The organism is Mycolicibacterium frederiksbergense (assembly GCF_012223425.1).
Lineage (GTDB): Bacteria > Actinomycetota > Actinomycetes > Mycobacteriales > Mycobacteriaceae > Mycobacterium > Mycobacterium frederiksbergense.
In genome coordinates, this window is the sequence record NZ_CP038799.1 from 3,057,464 (window position 1) to 3,077,715 (window position 20,252).

The 20,252-nt window shown below is 63.8% G+C and carries 16 protein-coding genes and 1 pseudogene; 12 read left to right on the plus strand and 5 right to left on the minus strand.

What is annotated here, in order from left to right; all coding sequences use genetic code 11:
- Positions 1–82: 82 nt before the first annotated feature.
- Genes EXE63_RS17715 through EXE63_RS17725 form a run of 3 tightly spaced genes read right to left on the minus strand, consistent with a single transcriptional unit; the run spans position 83 to position 4,918 of the window.
- A complete protein-coding gene (locus tag EXE63_RS17715; RefSeq protein WP_067992172.1) occupies positions 83–1,237 on the minus strand; it encodes an acyl-CoA dehydrogenase family protein in 1,155 nt (384 codons plus the stop codon).
- Between the two features lie 58 nt (positions 1,238–1,295).
- On the minus strand, positions 1,296–3,311 hold the full coding sequence (locus EXE63_RS17720) for an acetyl/propionyl/methylcrotonyl-CoA carboxylase subunit alpha (RefSeq protein ID WP_172527842.1): 2,016 nt from the start codon (positions 3,309–3,311) through the stop codon (positions 1,296–1,298).
- A 5-nt stretch (positions 3,312–3,316) separates the two neighbouring features.
- On the minus strand, positions 3,317–4,918 hold the full coding sequence (locus EXE63_RS17725; protein WP_067992181.1) for an acyl-CoA carboxylase subunit beta: 1,602 nt from the start codon (positions 4,916–4,918) through the stop codon (positions 3,317–3,319).
- Positions 4,919–5,024: 106 nt separating this feature from the next.
- Between EXE63_RS17725 and EXE63_RS17730 the strand changes: the two genes are divergently transcribed.
- Positions 5,025–6,224: an acyl-CoA dehydrogenase family protein gene (locus EXE63_RS17730; RefSeq protein WP_370492758.1), complete on the plus strand. Its 1,200-nt coding sequence runs from the start codon at positions 5,025–5,027 to the stop codon at positions 6,222–6,224.
- A gap of 147 nt (positions 6,225–6,371) precedes the next feature.
- Here EXE63_RS17730 and EXE63_RS17735 read toward each other — a convergent pair whose 3' ends face one another.
- On the minus strand, positions 6,372–7,013 hold the full coding sequence (locus tag EXE63_RS17735; protein WP_085981139.1) for a TetR/AcrR family transcriptional regulator: 642 nt from the start codon (positions 7,011–7,013) through the stop codon (positions 6,372–6,374).
- 141 nt (positions 7,014–7,154) lie between these two features.
- Here EXE63_RS17735 and EXE63_RS17740 point away from each other — a divergent pair, with 141 nt between their 5' ends.
- The 11 genes and pseudogenes from EXE63_RS17740 to EXE63_RS17790 all read left to right on the plus strand — a co-directional run bounded on the left by EXE63_RS17740 (position 7,155) and on the right by EXE63_RS17790 (position 19,466).
- Positions 7,155–7,991: an SDR family NAD(P)-dependent oxidoreductase gene (locus EXE63_RS17740; RefSeq protein WP_011895452.1), complete on the plus strand. Its 837-nt coding sequence runs from the start codon at positions 7,155–7,157 to the stop codon at positions 7,989–7,991.
- A 31-nt stretch (positions 7,992–8,022) separates the two neighbouring features.
- Positions 8,023–8,946 (plus strand): hypothetical protein, encoded by a 924-nt coding sequence (locus EXE63_RS17745; protein ID WP_011895451.1) that lies wholly within the window; start codon positions 8,023–8,025, stop codon positions 8,944–8,946.
- Positions 8,943–10,613: a flavin-containing monooxygenase gene (locus EXE63_RS17750; RefSeq protein WP_011895450.1), complete on the plus strand. Its 1,671-nt coding sequence runs from the start codon at positions 8,943–8,945 to the stop codon at positions 10,611–10,613. Before EXE63_RS17745 ends, EXE63_RS17750 begins: the two co-directional genes overlap by 4 nt.
- Positions 10,614–10,720: 107 nt before the next feature.
- Positions 10,721–12,199 (plus strand): flavin-containing monooxygenase, encoded by a 1,479-nt coding sequence (locus EXE63_RS17755; protein WP_375167650.1) that lies wholly within the window; start codon positions 10,721–10,723, stop codon positions 12,197–12,199.
- Positions 12,196–13,158 (plus strand): alpha/beta hydrolase, encoded by a 963-nt coding sequence (locus tag EXE63_RS17760; RefSeq protein ID WP_067992185.1) that lies wholly within the window; start codon positions 12,196–12,198, stop codon positions 13,156–13,158. The genes EXE63_RS17755 and EXE63_RS17760 overlap by 4 nt, the downstream gene beginning before the upstream one ends.
- A 71-nt stretch (positions 13,159–13,229) precedes the next feature.
- On the plus strand, positions 13,230–14,231 hold the full coding sequence (locus EXE63_RS17765; RefSeq protein ID WP_234904172.1) for a flavin-containing monooxygenase: 1,002 nt from the start codon (positions 13,230–13,232) through the stop codon (positions 14,229–14,231).
- A 119-nt stretch (positions 14,232–14,350) separates the two neighbouring features.
- A complete protein-coding gene (gene istA / locus EXE63_RS17770; protein ID WP_168143019.1) occupies positions 14,351–15,868 on the plus strand; it encodes an IS21 family transposase in 1,518 nt (505 codons plus the stop codon).
- Complete coding sequence (locus EXE63_RS17775) at positions 15,865–16,632, plus strand: ATP-binding protein (protein WP_168141302.1); 768 nt, start codon at positions 15,865–15,867, stop codon at positions 16,630–16,632. Before istA ends, EXE63_RS17775 begins: the two co-directional genes overlap by 4 nt.
- A 174-nt stretch (positions 16,633–16,806) precedes the next feature.
- On the plus strand, positions 16,807–17,445 hold the full coding sequence (locus tag EXE63_RS17780) for an NAD(P)/FAD-dependent oxidoreductase (RefSeq protein WP_209999731.1): 639 nt from the start codon (positions 16,807–16,809) through the stop codon (positions 17,443–17,445).
- Positions 17,446–17,797: 352 nt separating this feature from the next.
- A pseudogene (locus tag EXE63_RS17785) lies at positions 17,798–18,502 on the plus strand (cytochrome P450); the annotation flags it as partial.
- Between the two features lie 163 nt (positions 18,503–18,665).
- Positions 18,666–19,466, plus strand: a complete 801-nt coding sequence (locus EXE63_RS17790; protein WP_109558230.1) for an SDR family NAD(P)-dependent oxidoreductase — start codon at positions 18,666–18,668, stop codon at positions 19,464–19,466.
- A gap of 53 nt (positions 19,467–19,519) precedes the next feature.
- Here the strand turns inward: EXE63_RS17790 and EXE63_RS17795 are convergent, their stop codons facing one another.
- Positions 19,520–20,197 carry a TetR/AcrR family transcriptional regulator gene (locus EXE63_RS17795; RefSeq protein ID WP_225397498.1) on the minus strand — a complete coding sequence of 226 codons (678 nt, stop codon included), beginning with the start codon at positions 20,195–20,197 and terminating at the stop codon, positions 19,520–19,522.
- Positions 20,198–20,252: the final 55 nt, after the last annotated feature.

The following is a 20,252-nucleotide window of genomic DNA, read 5'->3' on the forward strand; positions in this document are numbered from 1 at the left end:
AGGCAGGACCCGGCCCCGGCGGGCGACCGATCACCACCGTCCGTCTTGTAGACCGAAGCGGACACGAACGGATGAAGGATGCTCAGTATGAGCGGGGCAGGTTCAGGCTGTGCTGAGCCACATAGTTGAGGATCATCTCTCGGCTGATCGGCGCGGTGCGCATCAGCCGCACCGGGCCCCAGAGAGTGGCCAGCCCGTACTCGGTGGCCAACCCGTTGCCGCCGTGGGTCTGGATCGCCTGGTCGAGGGCCAGGATGCCGGCCTCCGCCGCAGCGTATTTGGCCATGTTCGACGCCTCCGCGGAACCGGGGTCGCCGGCGTCGTGCAGTGAGGCCGCCCGCTGGGTCATCAGCCGGGCCAGCTCCAGCTGGATCTTGGCGTGCGCAAGCGGGTGGGACAGGCCCTGGTGGGCTCCGATCGGCACGTCCCAGACCTTGCGCTCGCGCGCGTAGGCCGACGCCTTGTCCAGCGCGTAGCGGCCGATGCCGTTGCCCAGGGCGGCGCCCATGATGCGTTCGGGGTTGAGGCCCATGAACACCTGACGCAGACCGTCGTTTTCCGCGCCGATCAGGTTCTCGGCCGGCACCCGCACGTCGTCGAAGAACAGCGTGAACTGCTTCTCCGGTGTCACCGCCTGCACCGGGATGAGGGTCTTGGTCAACCCGGGCGCGTCGGTCGGGACCACCAGCAGGCTCAGCCGTCCGCGGCCGCGGTCGTCGGTCGCGGTGCGGGTGACGACCAGGATGGCCTCCGCCTCGTCGACGCCGGAAATGTAGTACTTGGTGCCGTTGAGCACCCAATCCCCACCGACGCGCTTGGCGTGGGTGGAGATGTTGTGAGAGTTCGAGCCCGCATCCGGCTCGGTGATCGCGAACGCCATGATGATCTCGCCGCTGGCGATGCCCGGCAGCCAGCGCGCCTTTAGCTCGTCGCTGCCGAAAGCCTCGATGATCGTGCCGCAGATGGTGGGGGAGACCACCGTCATCAGCAGCGGGCAGCCGGCCGCGGCCAGTTCCTCACCGACGATCTGCATGTCGTAGATGCCGCCGCCACCGCCGCCGTACTGCTCGGCGATGTTGACCCCGAGGAACCCCTGCTTGCCCACGGCCTGCCAGAGTTCCGAACTCTTCTCCCCGCCGAGCGACTTGGCCACGTAGTAGTCGTGCCCGAAGTCCTTGGCGATCTCGGACACGGCCTTGCGCAGCGCTCGCCGTTCCTCGGTCTCGTGCAGTTCCATACCGCTCTCCTACTTCGAAGTCACCCGCCACCGGGGCCGGTGACGGGTCTGATGGTGCTCAATCCTCGTCTGCACTGTCGGCCGCTCCGACCACCGCGAGGGCATCGCCGGTGGACACCTGCTGACCCACCTCGACCGAGAGTTCGGCGACGATCCCGTCGATCGGGCTGGCGATGGTGTGTTCCATCTTCATCGCCTCCACCACGACCAAGGCCTGCCCGGCCGTCACGACGTCGCCCGCGGCGACGGGCAGCCGGATCACCGAACCCGGCATAGGCGCCGTCAGCGAGCCCGCCGGCTTGAGCGTGCTGGGGTCCAGGAACCGCGGTACCTGGGTGAACGCAGTGGACCCGGCAGGGCTGTCAACGTAGGCGATGTCGCCGTCGAGGACGACGTCGTAGCCGCGCCGTACCCCGCCGGTCTCCAGGACCACCCGGTCCGGCCGCTGCACGAGCACCCTGACGTCCTCGACCGGTTTGCCGTCGACTTCGACCTCGACGCCGTCGCGGAGCAGCGCATAGCCCACCCGACGCTCGCGGCCGTCGGCGGTCAGCCATCCGGTGGACTGCAGTTGGGACGGGTTGTTGCGCCACCCGGCAGGCAGCGTCGGCTGGACGGGGGCCGCCGCGCGGCGTCCCGCGACCTGGGCGAGTGTGGCCGCGATGGCGTGCAAGCCCTCCCCGTCGCGGTCGATGAGGGCTGCGCCGAGGTCGGCCACGTCGTGGCGGTCGAGGAACCCGGTGTCGGTGCCGCGTCCGGCGAACTCGTCGTGGCGCAGAACGCGAACCAGCAGATCCCGGTTGGTGGTGAGTCCGTGGATCCGGGCGCCGGCGAGCGCGGCGGACAGCGCGCCGAGCGCCTCGGCGCGGGTGGGCGCCCAGGCGATCACCTTGGCCAGCATGGCGTCATAGTGGTGGCTGACCACCGAGCCGTCGCGCACGCCGGAGTCCACCCGGACCCCGACGTGGTCGGGGATCTGCATCGTGCGCAGCGTTCCGGTCTGCGGCAGGTAGCCCTTCGTGGGGTCCTCGGCGTAGAGCCGGGCCTCGACCGCGTGGCCGGTGATCCGCGGCTTGCTCACCTCGGCAGGCAGTGGCCGACCCATCGCCACCAGCAACTGCAGGCGCACGAGGTCGAGCCCGGTGACGAGTTCGGTGACCGGGTGCTCGACCTGCAGCCGGGTGTTCATCTCCAGGAAGGCGAACGTCCCGTCGTCATCGCCGCCGTTCGCGTCGAGGACGAACTCGACCGTTCCGGCCCCGACGTAACCCACGGCCTGTGCCGCCGCGACCGCCGCCGCGCCCATCCGGGCGCGCAGGTCGTCGTCGACGACGGGCGAGGGCGCCTCCTCGATGACCTTTTGGTGGCGGCGCTGCACCGAGCACTCCCGCTCGAACAGCGAGACAACCGTGCCGTGCATGTCGGCCAACAGCTGGATCTCAACGTGGCGGGGACGCTGCACGTACCGCTCGAGGAACACCGTGCCGTCCGAGAACGCCGACATCGCCTCGCGCGAGGCCGAGGCCACGGCTCCGTCGAGGTCGTCGGCCGACTCGACAACCCGCATGCCGCGCCCGCCGCCACCCGCGCTCGCCTTGACCAGCAGCGGGTAGCCGATCTCGGCGCCGAGCTTGCGCAGCTTGTCGGGGTCCAGGCCGGTCGCGTCGCCGCCCGGGAGAACCGGCACGCCCGCATCGGCCATCATCGCCTTGGCCGTCAGCTTGGAACCCATCGCGTCGATGGCATCCGGCGGCGGGCCGACGAACACGAGCCCGGCGTCGGCGCAGGCCCGCGCGAAGCCGGCGTTCTCCGACATGAAGCCGTAGCCGGGATGCACGGCGTCGGCGCCGGTGAGGAGGGCGGCGGCGATCACCCGGTCACCGTCGAGGTAGGTCTCCGCCGGCGAGGAACCCGGTAGCCGGACGGCCTCGTCGGCATCGTCCACGTGCCAGGCGTCGGCGTCGGCGTCGGAGTACACGGCGACGGTCGCGATGCCGAGTTCGCGACAGGTGCGAAACACGCGTCGGGCGATCTCTCCCCGGTTGGCCACCAGCAGCTTCTTGATCACGGGCATCGCCATCACATCCGGAACACGCCGTAGCCACGCTGGCCACGGATCTCGCTGTTGTGGACCACGGAAAGGCAGAACCCGAGAACGGTACGGGTGTCGCGCGGGTCGATGATCCCGTCGTCGTAGAGCCTGCCGCTGTTGGCCAGCGCCAACGACTCACGCTCGATCTGGCCCTCGACGGCAGCGCGCATCTGGGCGTCGGCCTCCTCGTCGAACGGGAGCCCCCGGTCGGCGGCCGACTCGCGGGCCACGATCGACAGCACGCCCGCGAGCTGGGCCGGGCCCATGACGGCCGAACGCGAGTTGGGCCAGGTGAACAGGAAGCGGGGAAAGTAGGACCGCCCGCACATCCCGTAATTGCCCGCACCGTAGGACGCGCCCATCACGATCGTCAGGTGTGGGACAGCGCTGTTGGAGACGGCGTTGATCATCTTCGCGCCGTCCTTGATGATGCCACCCTGCTCGTACTCCGCGCCGACCATGTAGCCGGTGGTGTTCTGCAGAAACACCAGTGGCGTGTCGATCTGGTTCGCCAGCTGAATAAACTGGGCGGCCTTCTCCGCCTCCTCGCTGAACAGGATTCCGCGCGCGTTGGCAAGGATCCCTACCGGGTATCCGTGGATCGAGGCCCAACCGGTGACCAGCGAGGTGCCGTATAGCGGCTTGAACTCGTCGAAGGCGGACCCGTCCACGATTCGGGCGATGACATCACGTGGGTCGAAGGGAACCTTCGGGTCCACCGAAGCGATCCCGAGGAGTTGGTCGGGGTCTCGCAGCGGGGGGGTCGGTGGCTGTGTCGGGCCGGGCCCGAGCTTGCGCCAGTTCAGTCTGGCCATGATGCGCCGCCCGATCCGGATGGCGTCCTGCTCGTCCTCGGCCATGTAGTCGGCCAGCCCGGAGGTGCGGGCGTGCATGTCGGCGCCGCCGAGCGACTCGTCGTCGGACACTTCGCCGGTCGCCATCTTCACCAGCGGCGGACCACCGAGGAAGACCTTGGACCGGTTGCGGACCATCACCACGTAATCACACATGCCGGGGATGTACGCGCCGCCTGCCGTCGAGTTACCGAATACCAGCGCCAGTGTCGGCAGGCCCTGCGCGCTGTGCTGGGTGAGGTCGTTGAATAGCTGGCCCCCGGGCACGAAGATCTCGGCCTGCGTGGGCAGGTCCGCCCCGCCCGACTCGACGACGTTGATGATGGGCAGCCGGTTCTCGCGGGCGACTGCCATGCCCCGGAACACTTTTCGGAAGGTGTAGGGGTTCGAGGCTCCGCCGCGCACGGTCGGGTCGTGCGCGATGATCATCGACTCGACGCCTTCGACGATGCCGATGCCGACCACAACGCTGCCGCCCACCGGAAACTTCGTGCCCCACGCCGCGAACGGACAGAGTTCCAGGAAGGCCGTGTCGGGGTCGATGAGCAGCTCGACGCGCTCCCGAGCCAGCATCTTGCCGCGGCTACGGTGCCGGGCGACGTACTTCTCGCCGCCGCCACCGTTGGCCAGCGCCAGCTGTTCGGCGAGCGCATGGAGCTGCGCGATGAGTCCCTCGCGATTCTCGAGGTATACCGGCGCGCGGGTGTCGACCCGGTCGGGCAGGACGTCAATCAACTTTCCTCCAGGTGACATCAACGTCGATCTCCTGACACGCTACGTTATCGGTCATTAACATTCGACGACAATGGGGTCGACGTGGCAATCGTGCCGTCCCCGAGTGATCACAGCAGGAGCAACTCACATGAAACAGCCGGATCAGCGGGAAGCGGAGGCGGCCGCAGCCGACCCGTGGATGACGCCCGAGCGCATCTCGTTGCGCAACCTCGCGATGTCGTTCACCCAGAAGGAGATCGTTCCTCACCTGCAAGACTGGGAGGACGCCGGAGAGCTCCCTAGAGAACTCCACCGCCGCGCAGCCGCAGCGGGGTTGCTGGGCATCGGGTTCGCCGAAGAGATCGGTGGCTCCGGCGGTGACCTGCGCGACCTGGTGCTGCTCACCGAGGCCGTGATGGAGGCCGGCGGCTCGTCGGGCTTACTGGCCAGCCTACTTACGCATCACATCGCAGTGCCCCATATGGCCGCGCAGGGCGATCCCGAGCAGATCCGCAGCTTCGTGGCGCCGACCCTGGCCGGGGAGAAGATCGGCAGCCTTGGCATCACCGAACCCGACACCGGTTCTGACGTCGCCGGCATCCGCACTACCGCACGGCGCGACGGCGACCACTACGTGGTCAACGGTGCGAAGCTGTTCATCACCTCGGGTGTCCGCGCCGATTTCGTGACCACCGCCGTGCGTACCGGCGGCCCGGGCCCGTCGGGGATTTCTCTGCTCGTGGTGGAGCGTGGCGCCACGGGTTTCTTGGTCTCGCGGGCACTGAAGAAGATGGGCTGGCTGTGCTCCGATACCGCCGAACTCGGATTCACCGACGTGCGCGTGCCGGTGGTCAATCTGGTTGGCCCCGAAGGCAGCGGATTCCTGCAGATCATGCAACAGTTCCAGGTCGAACGTGCTTTCATCGCCGTCCAGTGCTACGCCACGGCCCAGCGCTGCCTCGACCTGACGCTGGATTGGGTGAAGAAGCGCGAAACCTTCGGTCGACCGCTATCCACCCGACAGGTGGTGCGGCACAAGATCGTCGATATCGCGACGGCCGTCGACGTCGCCCGTACGTACACCCGTGCCGCTGTGGACCGCATCGTCGCCGGAGACACCGACGTGCGGATGGTCTCGATGGCCAAGAACCAAGCCGTAGAGGCCTGCGCGCTCGCCGTTGACACGGCCGTCCAACTATACGGTGGCATGGGCTACCTACGCGAGACCGAGGTCGAAAGGCACTATCGCGATTCGCGCATCCTGGGTATCGGGGGCGGCACCACCGAAATCATGAAGGAGATCATCGCCAAGCAGATTGGCCTCTGAGTGAAGCCGCCATTCGACAGCAGGAGCGTCGGCTTGGCAGGTCGACGAGACGGACCTTCCACCGTTTCTAAGGTAAGTCAACGGTGTGTCACGACCCCTGCGGCCAATGCAGCCTCCGCCACCGGGAAATTGCCTCCGGAGTACCAGCTAGCCAAACTTATCAACCACGTAGCGGCGAGCCAGCGTCTCAGCAAGTCTACTCGTATGTTCGACGATGTCGACCTGACTTACATCGACCAGTAGTCCTGCGTGCCAAGCGCTGATCAGTTCGACGAAGCCGCCGACCGCTACAAACGTGTCCATACGCAGAGCCATTTCGTCTGCGTCAGGCTTCAGATGCGGCTTGCTGGCGGCCATGACGAGCTGGGTTGCTTCCTGCAAGGCCACCGCTCGGCGATCTTGCAATGTTGAACTGCCGACGTGCTGTGTCAGCAGGATCTGTGCTCGCCCGGCATCCTGCGCGATGCGGAGAACAACGATCGAGATTGCGGCGCGAATGGTTTCGATCGGTGGTTGACCGACGCGTTCGGCAAATGTTGCCGAAACCTCGCCGAGCATCTCGTCCCGCACGTTGTCCCACGCTGCTACGAGCAACTCATCGCGCGTCTTGAACTCCTCGTAGAAATATCGGTCGTTCAGCGCGGCTCTGGAGCAGACCCCACGCATTGTCACGGCAGCCCATCCGCTTTCCGTCCAGATCTCCGTCGCCGCGTTCACTAGGCGCCGCCGCCGGTCAGCCCGTCGTTCGGCGCCAGTACGCCCGCCCCACCTTGCTGCCTTTGTCCGCACGAATACATCTTGACAAAGGCAGGAGCGCCGCATCAAACTGGTGGCAGGCGACCACAATTGTGTTCGCCGCCACCAGATGGCTGCAGGCCGGCTTGTCTCACAGGTCAGGCGTCGCCGTAATCTGCAAAGGATTCAGTAGTGATGGATATCTTGAGGTGGGACAGACCGCCTCGCCTGAGCCGCCGCGCCAACGCGGTCGTAACGGGAGCGGGCAGCGGAATTGGCCGTGCCTTCGCGGTGGAGCTCGCCCGTAGAGGTGGACGAGTGGTGTGTGCCGACATCGACCCGGTGCGTGCCAAGGAGACGGTCGGGCTCGTCGTCCAAGCCGGCGGCGAGGGGCTCGACATCGCATGCGATGTCACGGACGAAGAGCAGGTCCGCGAACTCGCCGACAGCGCCGAGAAGTGGTTCGGCGCGGCAGCCAGCCTGGTGATCAACAACGCGGGCATCGGAATCGGTGGCAATGTCATCGGCGCGACGCCCAAGCGGGACTGGGAAGCGACACTTTCAGTCAACTTGTGGGGAGTGATTTACGGCTGCGAGATCTTCGTACCGCGACTTCGTGCGAAGGGCAGCGGGGGAATTATCAACGTCGCATCGGCTGCAAGTTTTGGAGCAGCGCCCCGGATGGGTGCCTATAACGTCAGCAAGGCCGGCGTGCTCTCGCTATCCGAGACTTTGGCGGCCGAGCTGAGTGGTACTGGTGTGGCGGTGACTGTACTGTGCCCGACATTTGTCAAGACCAACATCGTCGATAACCCTGGTATTGAGGAGTCGGCCGCCAAGCTGGCAACGAATTTGATGAAGTGGACCGGCGTGTCGGCGGAATCGGTGGCGCGCAAAACGTTGGACGCGAACGATCGCGGTCAGTTGCACGTCCTACCCCAAGTCGACGCGAAGATTCTCTGGTTATTTAAGCGGGCAGTGCCTGCCACGTATACCCGTGCGCTCGGTTTGGTTGAGCGAATCGCGCGCTAAGTCATTCCAGACAAAGACAAAGGAGACTCCAATGGCATTCAAATACAGCGATATGCTCGAGACGATCAAGAATCGGCAGTGGGCGCTGGCCGACATCGATTGGGATGCGCCGGGCGCCGATAAAATCACTGATGAGCAGCGGCCCGAACTGAAGCAGTTCATGGCTGACGTGGTGTGGATAGAACACGTCGGTGCACGCGCGTTCGCCGCCATGGCGCCGAAAGCGCCGTTCGAGGCTCTAGGTGACATCTACCGGTATTTCCATGCCGAGGAGCAGCGGCACGCCAACGCGGAGCTGGCGCTCATGCAGCGGTGGGGGATGCTCGAGGAAGGGGAAATCCCGGTGCCGAACAAGAATATTCGACTGGTCATCGAGTGGATCGACCGATACGCCGAGGCCCTCCCGCTGACGGTGATCGGAGCGGCGATCCCAGCCTTGGAGACTGCGCTCGACGGAGCATTGCTCAAGTTCCTTCTCGACGAGGTGCAGGATCCGCTCTGCGCCGAGGTCTTCAACAAGGTCAACAACGACGAATCGCGGCACTTGGCAGTGGGATTCCAGGTTCTGAACGACCTCGGCGCCAGCCCCATGCGCATTCATGCGACTCAGACGATGGGGGCGCTCATCGACCCGAGAATCCTTCTCGGCGGCGTCCTCTACGTGCCGTTGCTCACCAGGATGTTGACCAATCTCAACGCCATGGGATTGTCGGAGGAGAAGCTCTACAACGCGGTGATGCGGTACGAGAACGTCGGAGATCGTAGTGAGTTCACGCGCCGCGTTCCGGGCTACCACATCTTGAAGGCTCACATGTCCGCCAGCATCAAGCGTTCTCAGCCATTGCATTTCATTTCGCAGCGGCTGGGTACCGCGATCGACCACTTCCCCACCGAGGTGCTCGGTAAGTCACCGACGTGGACAGAAGAGCTGACCTACGAACCGGTGGCCAGATGAGCGACACCACGACCGTCTTGATCGTCGGTGCGGGTTTCGCCGGCCTGGGAACCGCAATCCGGTTGCTACAACAGGGTATCGACGATTTCGTTGTCCTTGAACGTGCCGACGAGGTGGGTGGTACCTGGCGGGACAACACCTATCCCGGCGCGGCGTGCGACATCCCGTCGCTGCTCTATTCCTACGGGTTCGAGCAAAATCCGGACTGGTCCCGCGCGTATTCGGGCAGCGCCGAGATCCTCGGCTACATCAAGACGATGGTCGACAAGTACTCGCTGTCGCGTTTCATCCGGTTCGGAGTGAACGTCACCGGTCTGGAGTTCGACGAGGAAAGCGCACTGTGGACGGCGCAGACAGCTGACGGCTCGCAGTTCACGGCGCGCACCGCAGTGATGGCCAGTGGGCCGCTGGCGAATGCGAGCCTGCCGGACATCCGCGGACTGGACACCTTCGATGGTCACAAGATCCACAGTGCGCGTTGGGATCACGACTACGACATGAGCGACAAACGTGTCGCCGTGATCGGCACCGGAGCCAGCGCTGTTCAGATCATTCCCGAACTGGTGAAGACTGCGCGGTCGGTCAAGGTCTTCCAACGCACCCCCGGCTGGGTCCTCCCTCGGCCCGACTTCTCCCATCCGCAGTGGGTGCGGACGGCGTTTCGTCGCTTGCCTCGCGTGCAGAACGTCGGACGGCAGGCGTGGTTTTGGGGCCACGAGCTCATGGCCGTCGGCATGGTCTGGGATACCCCGGTCACCACTGGCATCCAGCTACTGGCGAAGGCGAATTTGCGGAGGCAGGTATCGGATACTTGGCTCAGGCGCCAGCTGACGCCGAACTTCCGTGCCGGCTGCAAACGGATGCTGATGAGCAGCGATTACTACCCCGCTCTTCAGCGCGACAACTGCAAGCTCGTCTCATGGCCGATCGCGACCCTGTCGCCGAATGGCATACGGACCGCAGATGGCATCGAACACGAACTGGACTGCATCGTCTTCGCCACCGGCTTCGATGTATGCAAGGCTGGCACACCTTTTCCCATCCGAGGCGCGCATGGTCGTGAGCTCTCCGACGAGTGGTCCCAGGGCGCCTATGCGTACCGGAGCGTCACCGTCGCAGGCTATCCCAATCTTTTCTTCACCTTCGGACCAAATTCAGGGCCCGGCCATAACTCGGCCCTCGTGTACATGGAGGCCGAGATCAACTACATCGTCAAAGCCATCGGCGCGATCATCGCGAATGATCTCAGTACGCTCGAGGTCCGCGAAGATCGGCAAAATAATTACCACGGCGAGGTACAGCAGCGGTTGGGAAGTACGACTTGGAATTCGGGTTGCAAGAGCTGGTACCTCACGAATGACGGATACAACGGCACCATGTACCCCGGTTTCGCCACCCAGTTCAAGCGCGCACTGTCCAAGGTCGACATGGGTGATTATGTAACGACCCCGACAACCGCACGAACTGAGCACCACCCAACCGAACACGCCCAAAACGGCTCGAATGTGGCCAAGGTTGCCCAGGGCCGCAAGGCCAAGGTAGCCCAGGGCCGAAAAAGCGCAGGCGCCCTGCCAACGCGGTCTGACGTCAAAGCCGACATCCTGGACGTGGGCGTCGGGAAGGTACCGCCTAAGCGCGCAGCCTCGAGAGTGAGGAAAGACGCTTGAGTGTCCATGTTGCGGGCGACGAGAATGCCCCCACCTCCGGAGCCCCTACGTACGAGGTCCCCACCCACGAGATATTGGTCATCGGAGCTGGATTCTCCGGGATCGGAGTGGGCATCAAGCTGCTGAAGGAAGGTTTCTCGGACTTCCTCATCGTTGATGAGGCCCAAGGGGTGGGTGGAACCTGGTACTGGAATACCTACCCGGGGATTGCAGTAGACATTCCGTCATATAGTTACCAATTCTCCTTTGAGAAACGCCCGTCGTGGTCCCGTACCTATGCGCCGGGGATCGAACTGAAGAACTACGCGAAGCATTGCGTGAAAAAATATGGCCTCGCGTCGCGCATCCGCTTCGGAGTCACGGTTGTGAGGGCTGAGTTCGACGAAGAATCGACATTGTGGCGTTTGTTTACCTCGACGGACGAGGAACTGACAGCGAGGTTCGTCATCAATGCCTCCGGGGTTCTCACGCGACCAAAATCGCCGGACATACCGGGGGTCGGGGACTTCGGCGGGGTCACGATGCACACGTCGCGCTGGGACCACCAGCAGACCCTCACCGGAAAGAGGGTCGCCGTCATCGGGACGGGCGCCTCGGCGGTGCAACTGATCCCCTCGATAGCCAAGGACGTGGACACACTCACCGTCTTTCAGCGCACCCCGATATGGTGTCTGCCGAAATTCGACTTCGCGGTGCCCCGCCCGCTGAGTGCTCTTCTCCGGCTCGCACCCGGAGCGCAGATCGCCGCGCGGGGAGCCAGCCAGGCCTTTGTCGAACTCACCTTTCCCGTCGCAGCGCACTTCCATACCGCCATACCGCTGGCGTCGGCGATCGAGCGTGCAGCGATCAGCTATATGCGTCGGCAGGTCACCGACCCGGTCGTTCGGGAGAAGCTGACGCCGCGTTACGCGCTGGGCTGCAAGCGACCAAGCTTTCACAACGAATATTTGAAGACGTTCAACCGCGAGAACGTCCTTCTTGAAACCAACCCCATCACCCGGGTGGATGAGACCGCGGTAATTACGGCCGATGGCGTCAGACACGAGATCGACGTGCTCGTCCTGGCAACGGGATTCAAGGTCATGGAATCGGACAGCATGCCCACCTACTCGCTCAGAGGTGTCGCCGGCCGAGACCAGGCACAGTGGTGGGACGAGAACCGACTCCAGGCATATGAGGGAGTCAGCGTGCCAGGATTCCCGAACCATTTCTCAGTGTTTGGCCCGTACGGATACAACGGGTCGTCCTACTTCGCACTCATCGAGGCACAGGCGGGTCACATTCTCCGTTGCCTCCGGCATGCCAGGACGGCCGACTCGAACTACGTCGAGGTACGCGAGGAGGCGAATCAACGCTTCTTCGCGGAGATGCTGGCACGGCGGCATACGCAGGTCTTCTGGCAGGACAGCTGCGCGGGCGCGAACAGCTATTACTTCGACAAGCATGGGGACGTGCCTCTGCGTCCCACGACGACGGTCGAGTCGATCTGGCGCAGTCGACGATTCGACTTGGCCGACTACCGTTTCGAACGGCGACCGGCGAAAAAGGCGGACACTGCCCCACAGAAGGTGGACACCGCCGGATGAGTTCACCTGCCAGGCCGAATCCGAGCATGGCGAGCCACCTGGTCGCGGCAACGGCGCGAGGCGTTCTTCGACCTCTCACGCAAGTGATTCCGGCCAACGACCATGGCTTCGCGGTCATGGACCGCGTGCTACGGGGAACACTCGTGGTGTCGCGGCCAAGGCGCGCAATCAGTGTCGAGAAGGTAGACACGCCCTTCGCCGGTGAACGTGTGCGAGGCGACTGGGTCAAGGCGGCCAACGTGGCCTCGGATGCTCCGCCGATTCTTTATATACACGGCGGCGCATTTTCTATGTGCTCTCCCGAGACCCACCGTGGCCTCATCAGCGAACTGTCCGCGGCCGCCCGCAGGCCGGTATTTGCCGTGCGCTATCGATTGGTCCCGAAATATCCCTTCCCGGCGGCCGCAGATGATGCACTGATCGCCTATCGATGGTTGACAGAGGGAAGCGCGATCACCGCGTCTTCTGGCACGGTGGCGCTCGCCGGCGATTCCGCAGGCGGCCAGCTTGCTGCGGCGACGGCGCTTGGCGCTCGGGAACATCGACTGCCGACGCCGGATGCCATGCTGCTGATGTCGCCGGTGCTGGATTTGACATGCCAACTCGCGATGGACCGTGATCTGCGCAGACGGGACCCCTTTGCGTCCGCCATCTCTGCGTCGAGAACAATTGGTCTGTACGTGGCGGGCGCCGATCCAGCCGACCCGAGGATAAGCGTGCTCGATGCTGATCTCACGGACATGCCACCAACTTTGATTCAGGTCGGCGGACGAGAGATGTTGCTCGACGACTCCAGAGTCTTTGCCAAACGTCTGCAAACTGCAGGGGTCTCCTCGCAGTTGCAAGTTTTCCGCGGCCAGATCCATGTCTTCCAGGCGATGTTTCGCCTACTGCCAGAAGCACGTGAGGCCCTCAGGCTCGGTGGCGAGTTCTTGGCTACTTCGGCCACCGTCCGTTGACAGCGTCCCTGCGCACGCCTTGACCACGAGGCGCCCCAGCACGAAGGTTGTATGAGCTAACGATGAAACCCGTGAAACGTGAACCAACCCAGGACAATCCCCCTGGTAACCCCTCGATCGTCATCATCGGCGCTGGCTTCGCCGGAATTACCCTTGCACTTCGCCTCAAACGCGCAGGGTTCGACAGGGTCCTCATTGTCGAAAAGGGCGATGGTGTCGGGGGAGTCTGGCGGGAGAACACCTACCCAGGGGCGGCCTGTGACGTCCCGTCGCAGTTGTACTCGATCTCCTCGGCGCCGAATCCCAGGTGGGGTCGGCGTTACGCAGAACAAGGCGATATCCTCGCCTACCTTCGCCGCGTCGCCGACGAAAGTGGTTTGCTGTCCCTCCTTCGGACCAAAACCGAAATCGCTAAGGCGGCCTTCGATGAGCGCACGAACACATGGCGTCTGACCACGACTACCAGTCAGGAATTGGAGTGCGATGTCGTCATTTCGGCCGTGGGCCAGCTGTCCCGACCCTCAGTTCCTGATATTCCTGGAATCTCGGGCTTCGCGGGCCCGTCGTTTCATTCCGCGAATTGGGACCACGATCTGAATCTCAGCGGCAAGCGGCTTGCGGTCGTCGGCACCGGCGCTAGTTCGGTGCAGTTCGTCCCGGTGGTCGCCGCAGGCGCTGAGCACTTGGACGTTTTCCAACGGTCAGCCCCATGGGTGCTGCCCAAATTCGACCGTCAGTACGGTGGGCGGCATCACCAACTGCTGCGCAAGTTGCCCATTCTGCGGCTCAGCGAACGTCTGATGATTTGGACGATATTCGAGTTCTTGGCGTTGGCACTCGTCGACGCGAAGCCAGTAGCGCGAGTCTTGGGAGTCATCGCCCTCCGGCACCTAGGTCGCCAGGTGTCGGATGCCCGGCTGCGTTCCCACCTGACGCCGGACTATGCGCCCGGGTGCAAGAGGATTCTGTTCTCCAGTGTCGGCGGACATGAAAAACTGCCCACTGGCGGACATGAAAATGCCCATTCGCGGCCAATAAGAACTGCCCACCTGCGGACACGAAAGTGCCCGTAGGCGGTCATGAATCTGCCCAGACCTTGTCTGTGCTGCTCGGCGCGTCAGCGCCGTAGCGGCCTCTCCTGCGGTTTCGATGTCGATGCCTAGTCGAACTGAAAACCACAGGAGAGACCTACGTGAAGTCTGACGGAGAACTCATGGAAATACTCAATGCCTACGACCTGACCGGGTCCTACCGCGCTGCCGCGCAGTTGTGCGGCTGCTCGCACCACACGGTGAAGAAGGCGGTTGAAGACCGCGACGCGGGTCTGCCGCCGGCCACTCGGCGGGCCCGGATGATCGACGATTGGCGTGACGTCCTGGAAGGCTGGGTCGCGGAGTCGAAGGGAAAGATCCGCGGCGACAAAGCCCACGACAAGTTAGTCGTGCTGGGATATACCGGCACTGACCGCACCACCCGGCGAGCCCTTTCGGAAATCAAATCACAATGGCGACTGGGTAATACACGCGTGCATCGGCCCTGGATCACTGATCCTGGACTGTGGTTGCAGTACGACTTCGGCGACGGCCCTATCGTCGCCGGGCGCAAAGTGGTGCTGTTGGTGGCGTGGCTGGCCTGGAGCCGCTACCGGGTGGTGATCGCATTGCGGGACCGCACCGCACCCAGTGTCTTCGCCGGGCTGGACCGGATCTTCCGCATCGTCGGTGGTGCCCCGACTTATCTGCTGACCGACAACGAGAAAACCGTCACCGTCGGACACATCGCCGGGGTTCCCGTCCGCAACCGCGCCGCAGTCACCTTCGGACGCTTTTACGGCATCTCGGTACTGACCTGCGAGCCTGCCGACCCGGCCTCCAAAGGAGGGGTGGAGAACGCAGTCAAGCTCGCCAAAGCCGACATCGTGCCCACCGAAACGAACCTGCTGCCCCAGTACAGCAGCTTCGCCGAGGTGGAGGCGGCGTGCGCGCAGTTCGTCACCGACATCAATGCCCGGGTGCACCGCAGCACCGGTCGTCGCCCGGTCGAGATGCTCACCCAGGAACGCCCCGCGCTGCACGCGGTGCCCGACCTGCCGCACACCGCCGCGTTGGGGGTGACCCGCCGGGTTCCCGACAACACCCCGATGGTGACCTTCGAACACTGTCAATACTCCCTTCCGGCAACGCTGTTGGGGCAGACGGTGTGGATCCGTCACCACGGCGGTACCGACGAAGTGGTGATCTGCGCCCTCGATGACGGCGGCCCGGTCGAAGTGGCCCGGCACCACCGTGCCACCCCGGGCAGCCCCGCCATCGACGATGCTCATTTCCCCGCCCACCGCGACAAGGTTCCCGGTGACTACCGGATCCGGGCCCGCAACACCGCTGAACGACTCTTCGTGGCGTTGGGGCCCGGGGCAGCCCTATGGCTCACCGAAGCGGCCGCCGTCGGCACCGAACGGATGATTCAAAAGATGGCCCACGCCGTCGAACTGTCCGCGTTGGCCGGGCCCGCTGATGTCGACTGGGCGCTCGGCCATGCCGCGACCCATGGCCGCTTCGCGACCGGCGATCTTGATTCCATCCTGGCCAGCAAGGGCTTGGATCCCACCCGACGCGGCGCCAGCGAAGCCACGTCCCTGGCTCAGGGCACCAAGGGTTGGGACCTGTTGGGCACCAACATCAACGACACACCCGAAGCAGACATCGCATGACCACCACCACCGCGCTGCCCGCCGATGTGGAAACCCTGATGCGTGCCCTGCGGTTACCGCACGCCCGGGCCATCGCCGCCGACGTGCTGGCCACCGCCCGCGCGCAACGCTGGGACCCCACCGAAGTCCTCAAAGCGCTACTGGTCGAAGAATCGGCCGGACGGGCCCGCTCCATGCTGGCATCCCGACGCAAAGCCGCCGGCTTCCCCACCGGGAAAACCTTCGACGTGTGGGACCCGGGCACGTCGTCGATCCCGCTACCCACCCAACAAGCGTTACAGACCTTGGAATGGGTTGGGCGCCGGGAGAACCTGGTGGTCTGCGGGCCCGCCGGCACCGGCAAAACGTTCTTCCTCGAAGCCTTGGGGCAGAAAGTCATTGAAGCCGGGATGCCGGTGGCGTGGTTCACCCTCGAACAGATCGGAGTGCTCGTCCGGGCACATCGCGCTGACGATTCCCTGGGCAAAGCCGTCGCCAAGATCGTGCGCGCTGAGCTCGTGGTGATCGATGACGTTGGACTGTTGCCGGTCGGCGCGGATGCCGCCGAAGGGCTCTACCGCATCGTCGAAGCCGCCTACGAACGCCGCTCGGTGGCGATCTCGTCAAACCTTCACCCGAGCGGATTCGACGAGCTGATGCCCAAGACGTTGGCGACCGCCACCGTGGATCGACTCCTGCACCACGCGCACCTGTGCCAAACCAGCGGCGACTCCGTGCGCCTGGCCCAAGCCCTGCACGGGAAAGGAGTCAAACCCCTGACCTAACAACGGCCTCAACCACCGGTGGCGGACACACCCTCATGGGCAGATTCGTGTCCGCCACTGGGCCGTTCTTATTGGCCACCAACGGGCACTTCTCATGTCCGCCCACGGGCAGTTTCAGCTGTCCATTGACACTCCAGCGACTATTACCCCGCGCTCGCACGTCCCAACGTTTCATTGGTCACCGACGATATCCGGGCAGTAGAACCTGGCGGAATCCGCACGGTGAACGGCGACTTCCACGCCGCCGACGTGATCATCTACGGCACTGGCTTCAGTGCCACCGAGTTTCTTTCCCCGATGGAGGTCTACGGCCGCTCGGACCGGAAATTGTCGGACGTGTGGGCGGATGGCGCGCACGCCTACTACGGCCTATCGGTGCCAGAGTTTCCGAATTTCCTCATGATGTACGGGCCCAACACCAACGTGGGATCCGGGTCCATCGTCTACATGCTCGAATCGCAGGCCCGACACATCGTCAGGTTGATGAAGGTTCTCCGTGCCCATCCAGGAAGTGTTATCGAGGTCCGTGCCGATGTGGAGAAGCGCTTCAACGACCGGTTGAGTCGCCGCCTGGACAGATCCGTGTGGACTATGTGCACGAGCTGGTATCGCTCGGCGCGGGGGTCGATCTCTACCAACTGGCCCAGCCCGACCTTCTTGTATCGCCTTCGTGCGCGCAGGCCGAAGCGGCGCGCTTACGTCCTGTCGCGTCCCGCGCCCGCGAACTCGTCGCGCAGGGGGACACCCGAGCCGGCCAACACCCATCTGGCCGACATGCCCTATGCCCCAAGCGGGGCCGATAGCGTCGACTAGTGGCGGCTCTGTTCAGTGACGGGTATCCGAGGACGGCGGGGAGTCGCTGACATTCGAGCGGCAACTGTGACCGCCGTTGACAGGGTGGTCACCGGTGTAAACGATGGGTGAAATCCTTCCGATAATGCGAGAAACAACATCAAGGGGGCACTCGATGACCAAATCGCCGTCCGGTTCGGCAAGCAAGTCCCGTGACCGGCTGTTGTCGGTACTACTGAATCCCCTCCCGCAGCGCGTCGAGCGCGCTATCCAGGAGTGAGTCGACGATGGCCGGTTCGCGAACTTGCCGCGCCGCCGACCGGTAGCGGATTGAAGCCAGTTATCGGCGATCAGGGATTGCCTCTCGTTGGCCTTCGCCCGGAACTTACCGGCGGCACGCTCGGGGCAGAATGGTGATTTACTCGCCGCGCTATGTGAGGCGCGCGCCAGGACGGCGAACGCTTCACTGATGCGGACAGCATAAATCAAATGATCTTTCTGATGATGGCCGCTCATGACACGTCAACGATCACCACTGCCGCTGTGGCGTACTTCTTGGCGAAGAATCCTGAATGGCAGGATCGACTTCGTGCTGAGTCTGACCGTCTAGGCGACGATCTGTCGGACATTGAGGACCTGGAGGGGCTTACGGCGATGGACTTGGTCATCAAGGAGTCGCTCAGACTAGTTGCACCGGTACCGTTGGTTATGCGTAAGACGGTGACCGACACCCTAATTGATGGCTACTACGTCCCCTCCGGAGTGCTCGTCGTCATCACGCCTGCGGTCAACCACTTTGCGCCCACAGTGTCGACCGAGCCGGACCGGTTTGACCCAACGCGACTCGAGCCGCCACGGCGCGAGGATCAGGCCCACCGCTTCGCCTGGCTTCCGTTCGGAGGAGGCGCGCACAAGCGCATCGGGATGCACTTCGGCACCTTGGAGGTGAAGGCAATACTGCACGAGATGCTGCGGGAATTCACCTGGAGTCTGGATGACGGCTACCGCGTTCGGTGGGACAATACGTCCCTGCCTGTTCCCTGTCGACGGCCTACCTATTACGTTGTGTCGCCGATGATATCTAGGTCATTCCACGAGACTTTTGAGTGCTTAGCCGAGCACATCGCCCTTACAGGGCGCCGGCGGAATCGACGCAGTCCTCCAAGTGGCCTCGGAGATCCTCAACAAACCCCGGCGAACCGTAGTCGGCAAACCTACGCAAACTGCCGGAAAGGATGGTCATGCTAGAACCATCAACAGCCGTCGTCACAGGAGCAGGTCGAGGGATTGGTCTGGAGATCGCGAGACAACTCGCCGCTGCCGGTCACAAGGTTTTGCTCACGGATGTGGATGGCGACGCAGCGGAGCGCGCTGCCACCGAGGTCGGCGGTGGCGCTTGGAGCGCCACGCACGACGTACGAGATCCGTCGGGTCATCGGGAAGTCGCTGCTCAGGCTTTAGCCGCTGGCCCTCTGGCGGTGTGGGTAAACAACGCTGGGATCCTACTCGCGGGTAACAGCTGGAGTCACAGCGATGCCGAGATTGCGTCGATCCTCGATGTCAATGTACGAGGTGTCGTTGCCGGCTCACACGCGGCAGTTGTCGCTATGGGCGCGGGTGGGGGCGCGATCCTCAACATCGCGTCCCTCTCGGCTCTGGCGCCCATCCCTGGATTAGCGATGTACGCAGCAACCAAAGCGGCCGTATTGTCGTTCACCACATCGCTGCAGGGCGACCTTGACCATGCGGGATTGCCAATCCACGCACGGGCGCTATGCCCTGACGTGGTAAGTACGAAAATGGTCACCGACCGGGTTGCCGACCCTGGGGCGGCGCTTCTGTTCGCCGGACCGCGTCCAATGGATGCTGCGGCCGTGGCCCGCGCGGGACTCGAGTTGCTGGAGAGTCGCCAGATATTCCGGGTAGTTCCTCGGTGGCGTGGCGTAGTTGCGCGCACTAGCGATGCTGCGCCGTCGCTTGGATTGAAAGCTTTCGCGTTGATGCGCGGCGTCGGTGAGCGGCGCCAACGCAATCATCGTTGATGGCGGTGTCGAAGACGGAGGGTTTAGCGTGGGGAGGCTCGAATTGTACCTGGTCAGGTTTTCGGTTCGCAGAGTGGTAAGTGGGGATCAAGCTGGAATCCCAGTTCCTGCAGCCTGTCATTGATTATCAACCAGGTTTGCCGTGTCAACCGAATGACGAGTTCGTCACGAGTGGAGTCGCGATGGTCCAGCCACCATAGGACCGAAGCGTCCATCAAGCCCATGATGGCGGCGACATTGCGGTCTGCCGCCTCTGAGTCCTCGCCGTAGCGAGGAAAGTAACGGGCACCCGCGACGGCGAGTTCAGAGGCGAATGCGCTGCTGCCGGGCGCGGTCTTCTCGGTGCTGCGCCGATAGTGTCGGTTCACCAGGAACCGATAGAGGTTGGGGTGTTCGTCAGCCCACATGACGTGCTGAGTGACCGGCGCGCGTATCACGTCTAGCGGCGATCCCTGGACATCCAGAGTTAGGCGAATCTTCGCAGTGAGTTCGCGGTGGACGTGACGAGCCACGGCAAGATCGAGTTCTTCTTTACTTGCGAAGTGGCGGTAGAAGTGTGTGCGTCCCAAACCGGCCTTGTCTGCGATTTGGCCCGTGAGTGCGTGGGGCCCGTTCTCTTCGATTGCGCTGAGCGCCGCTTCGATGATCTGTTCACGACGTAGTTCACGGCCCGGCAACCTACTGGCCGCGCGGCGTACCGCTGTGGTGTCCACCCAGTGCTGTCGCTCCACGATGTCACCGTAACGCCCCGCGCTCTGGAAAGTTCTGGGTACGTGTTGTACCCGG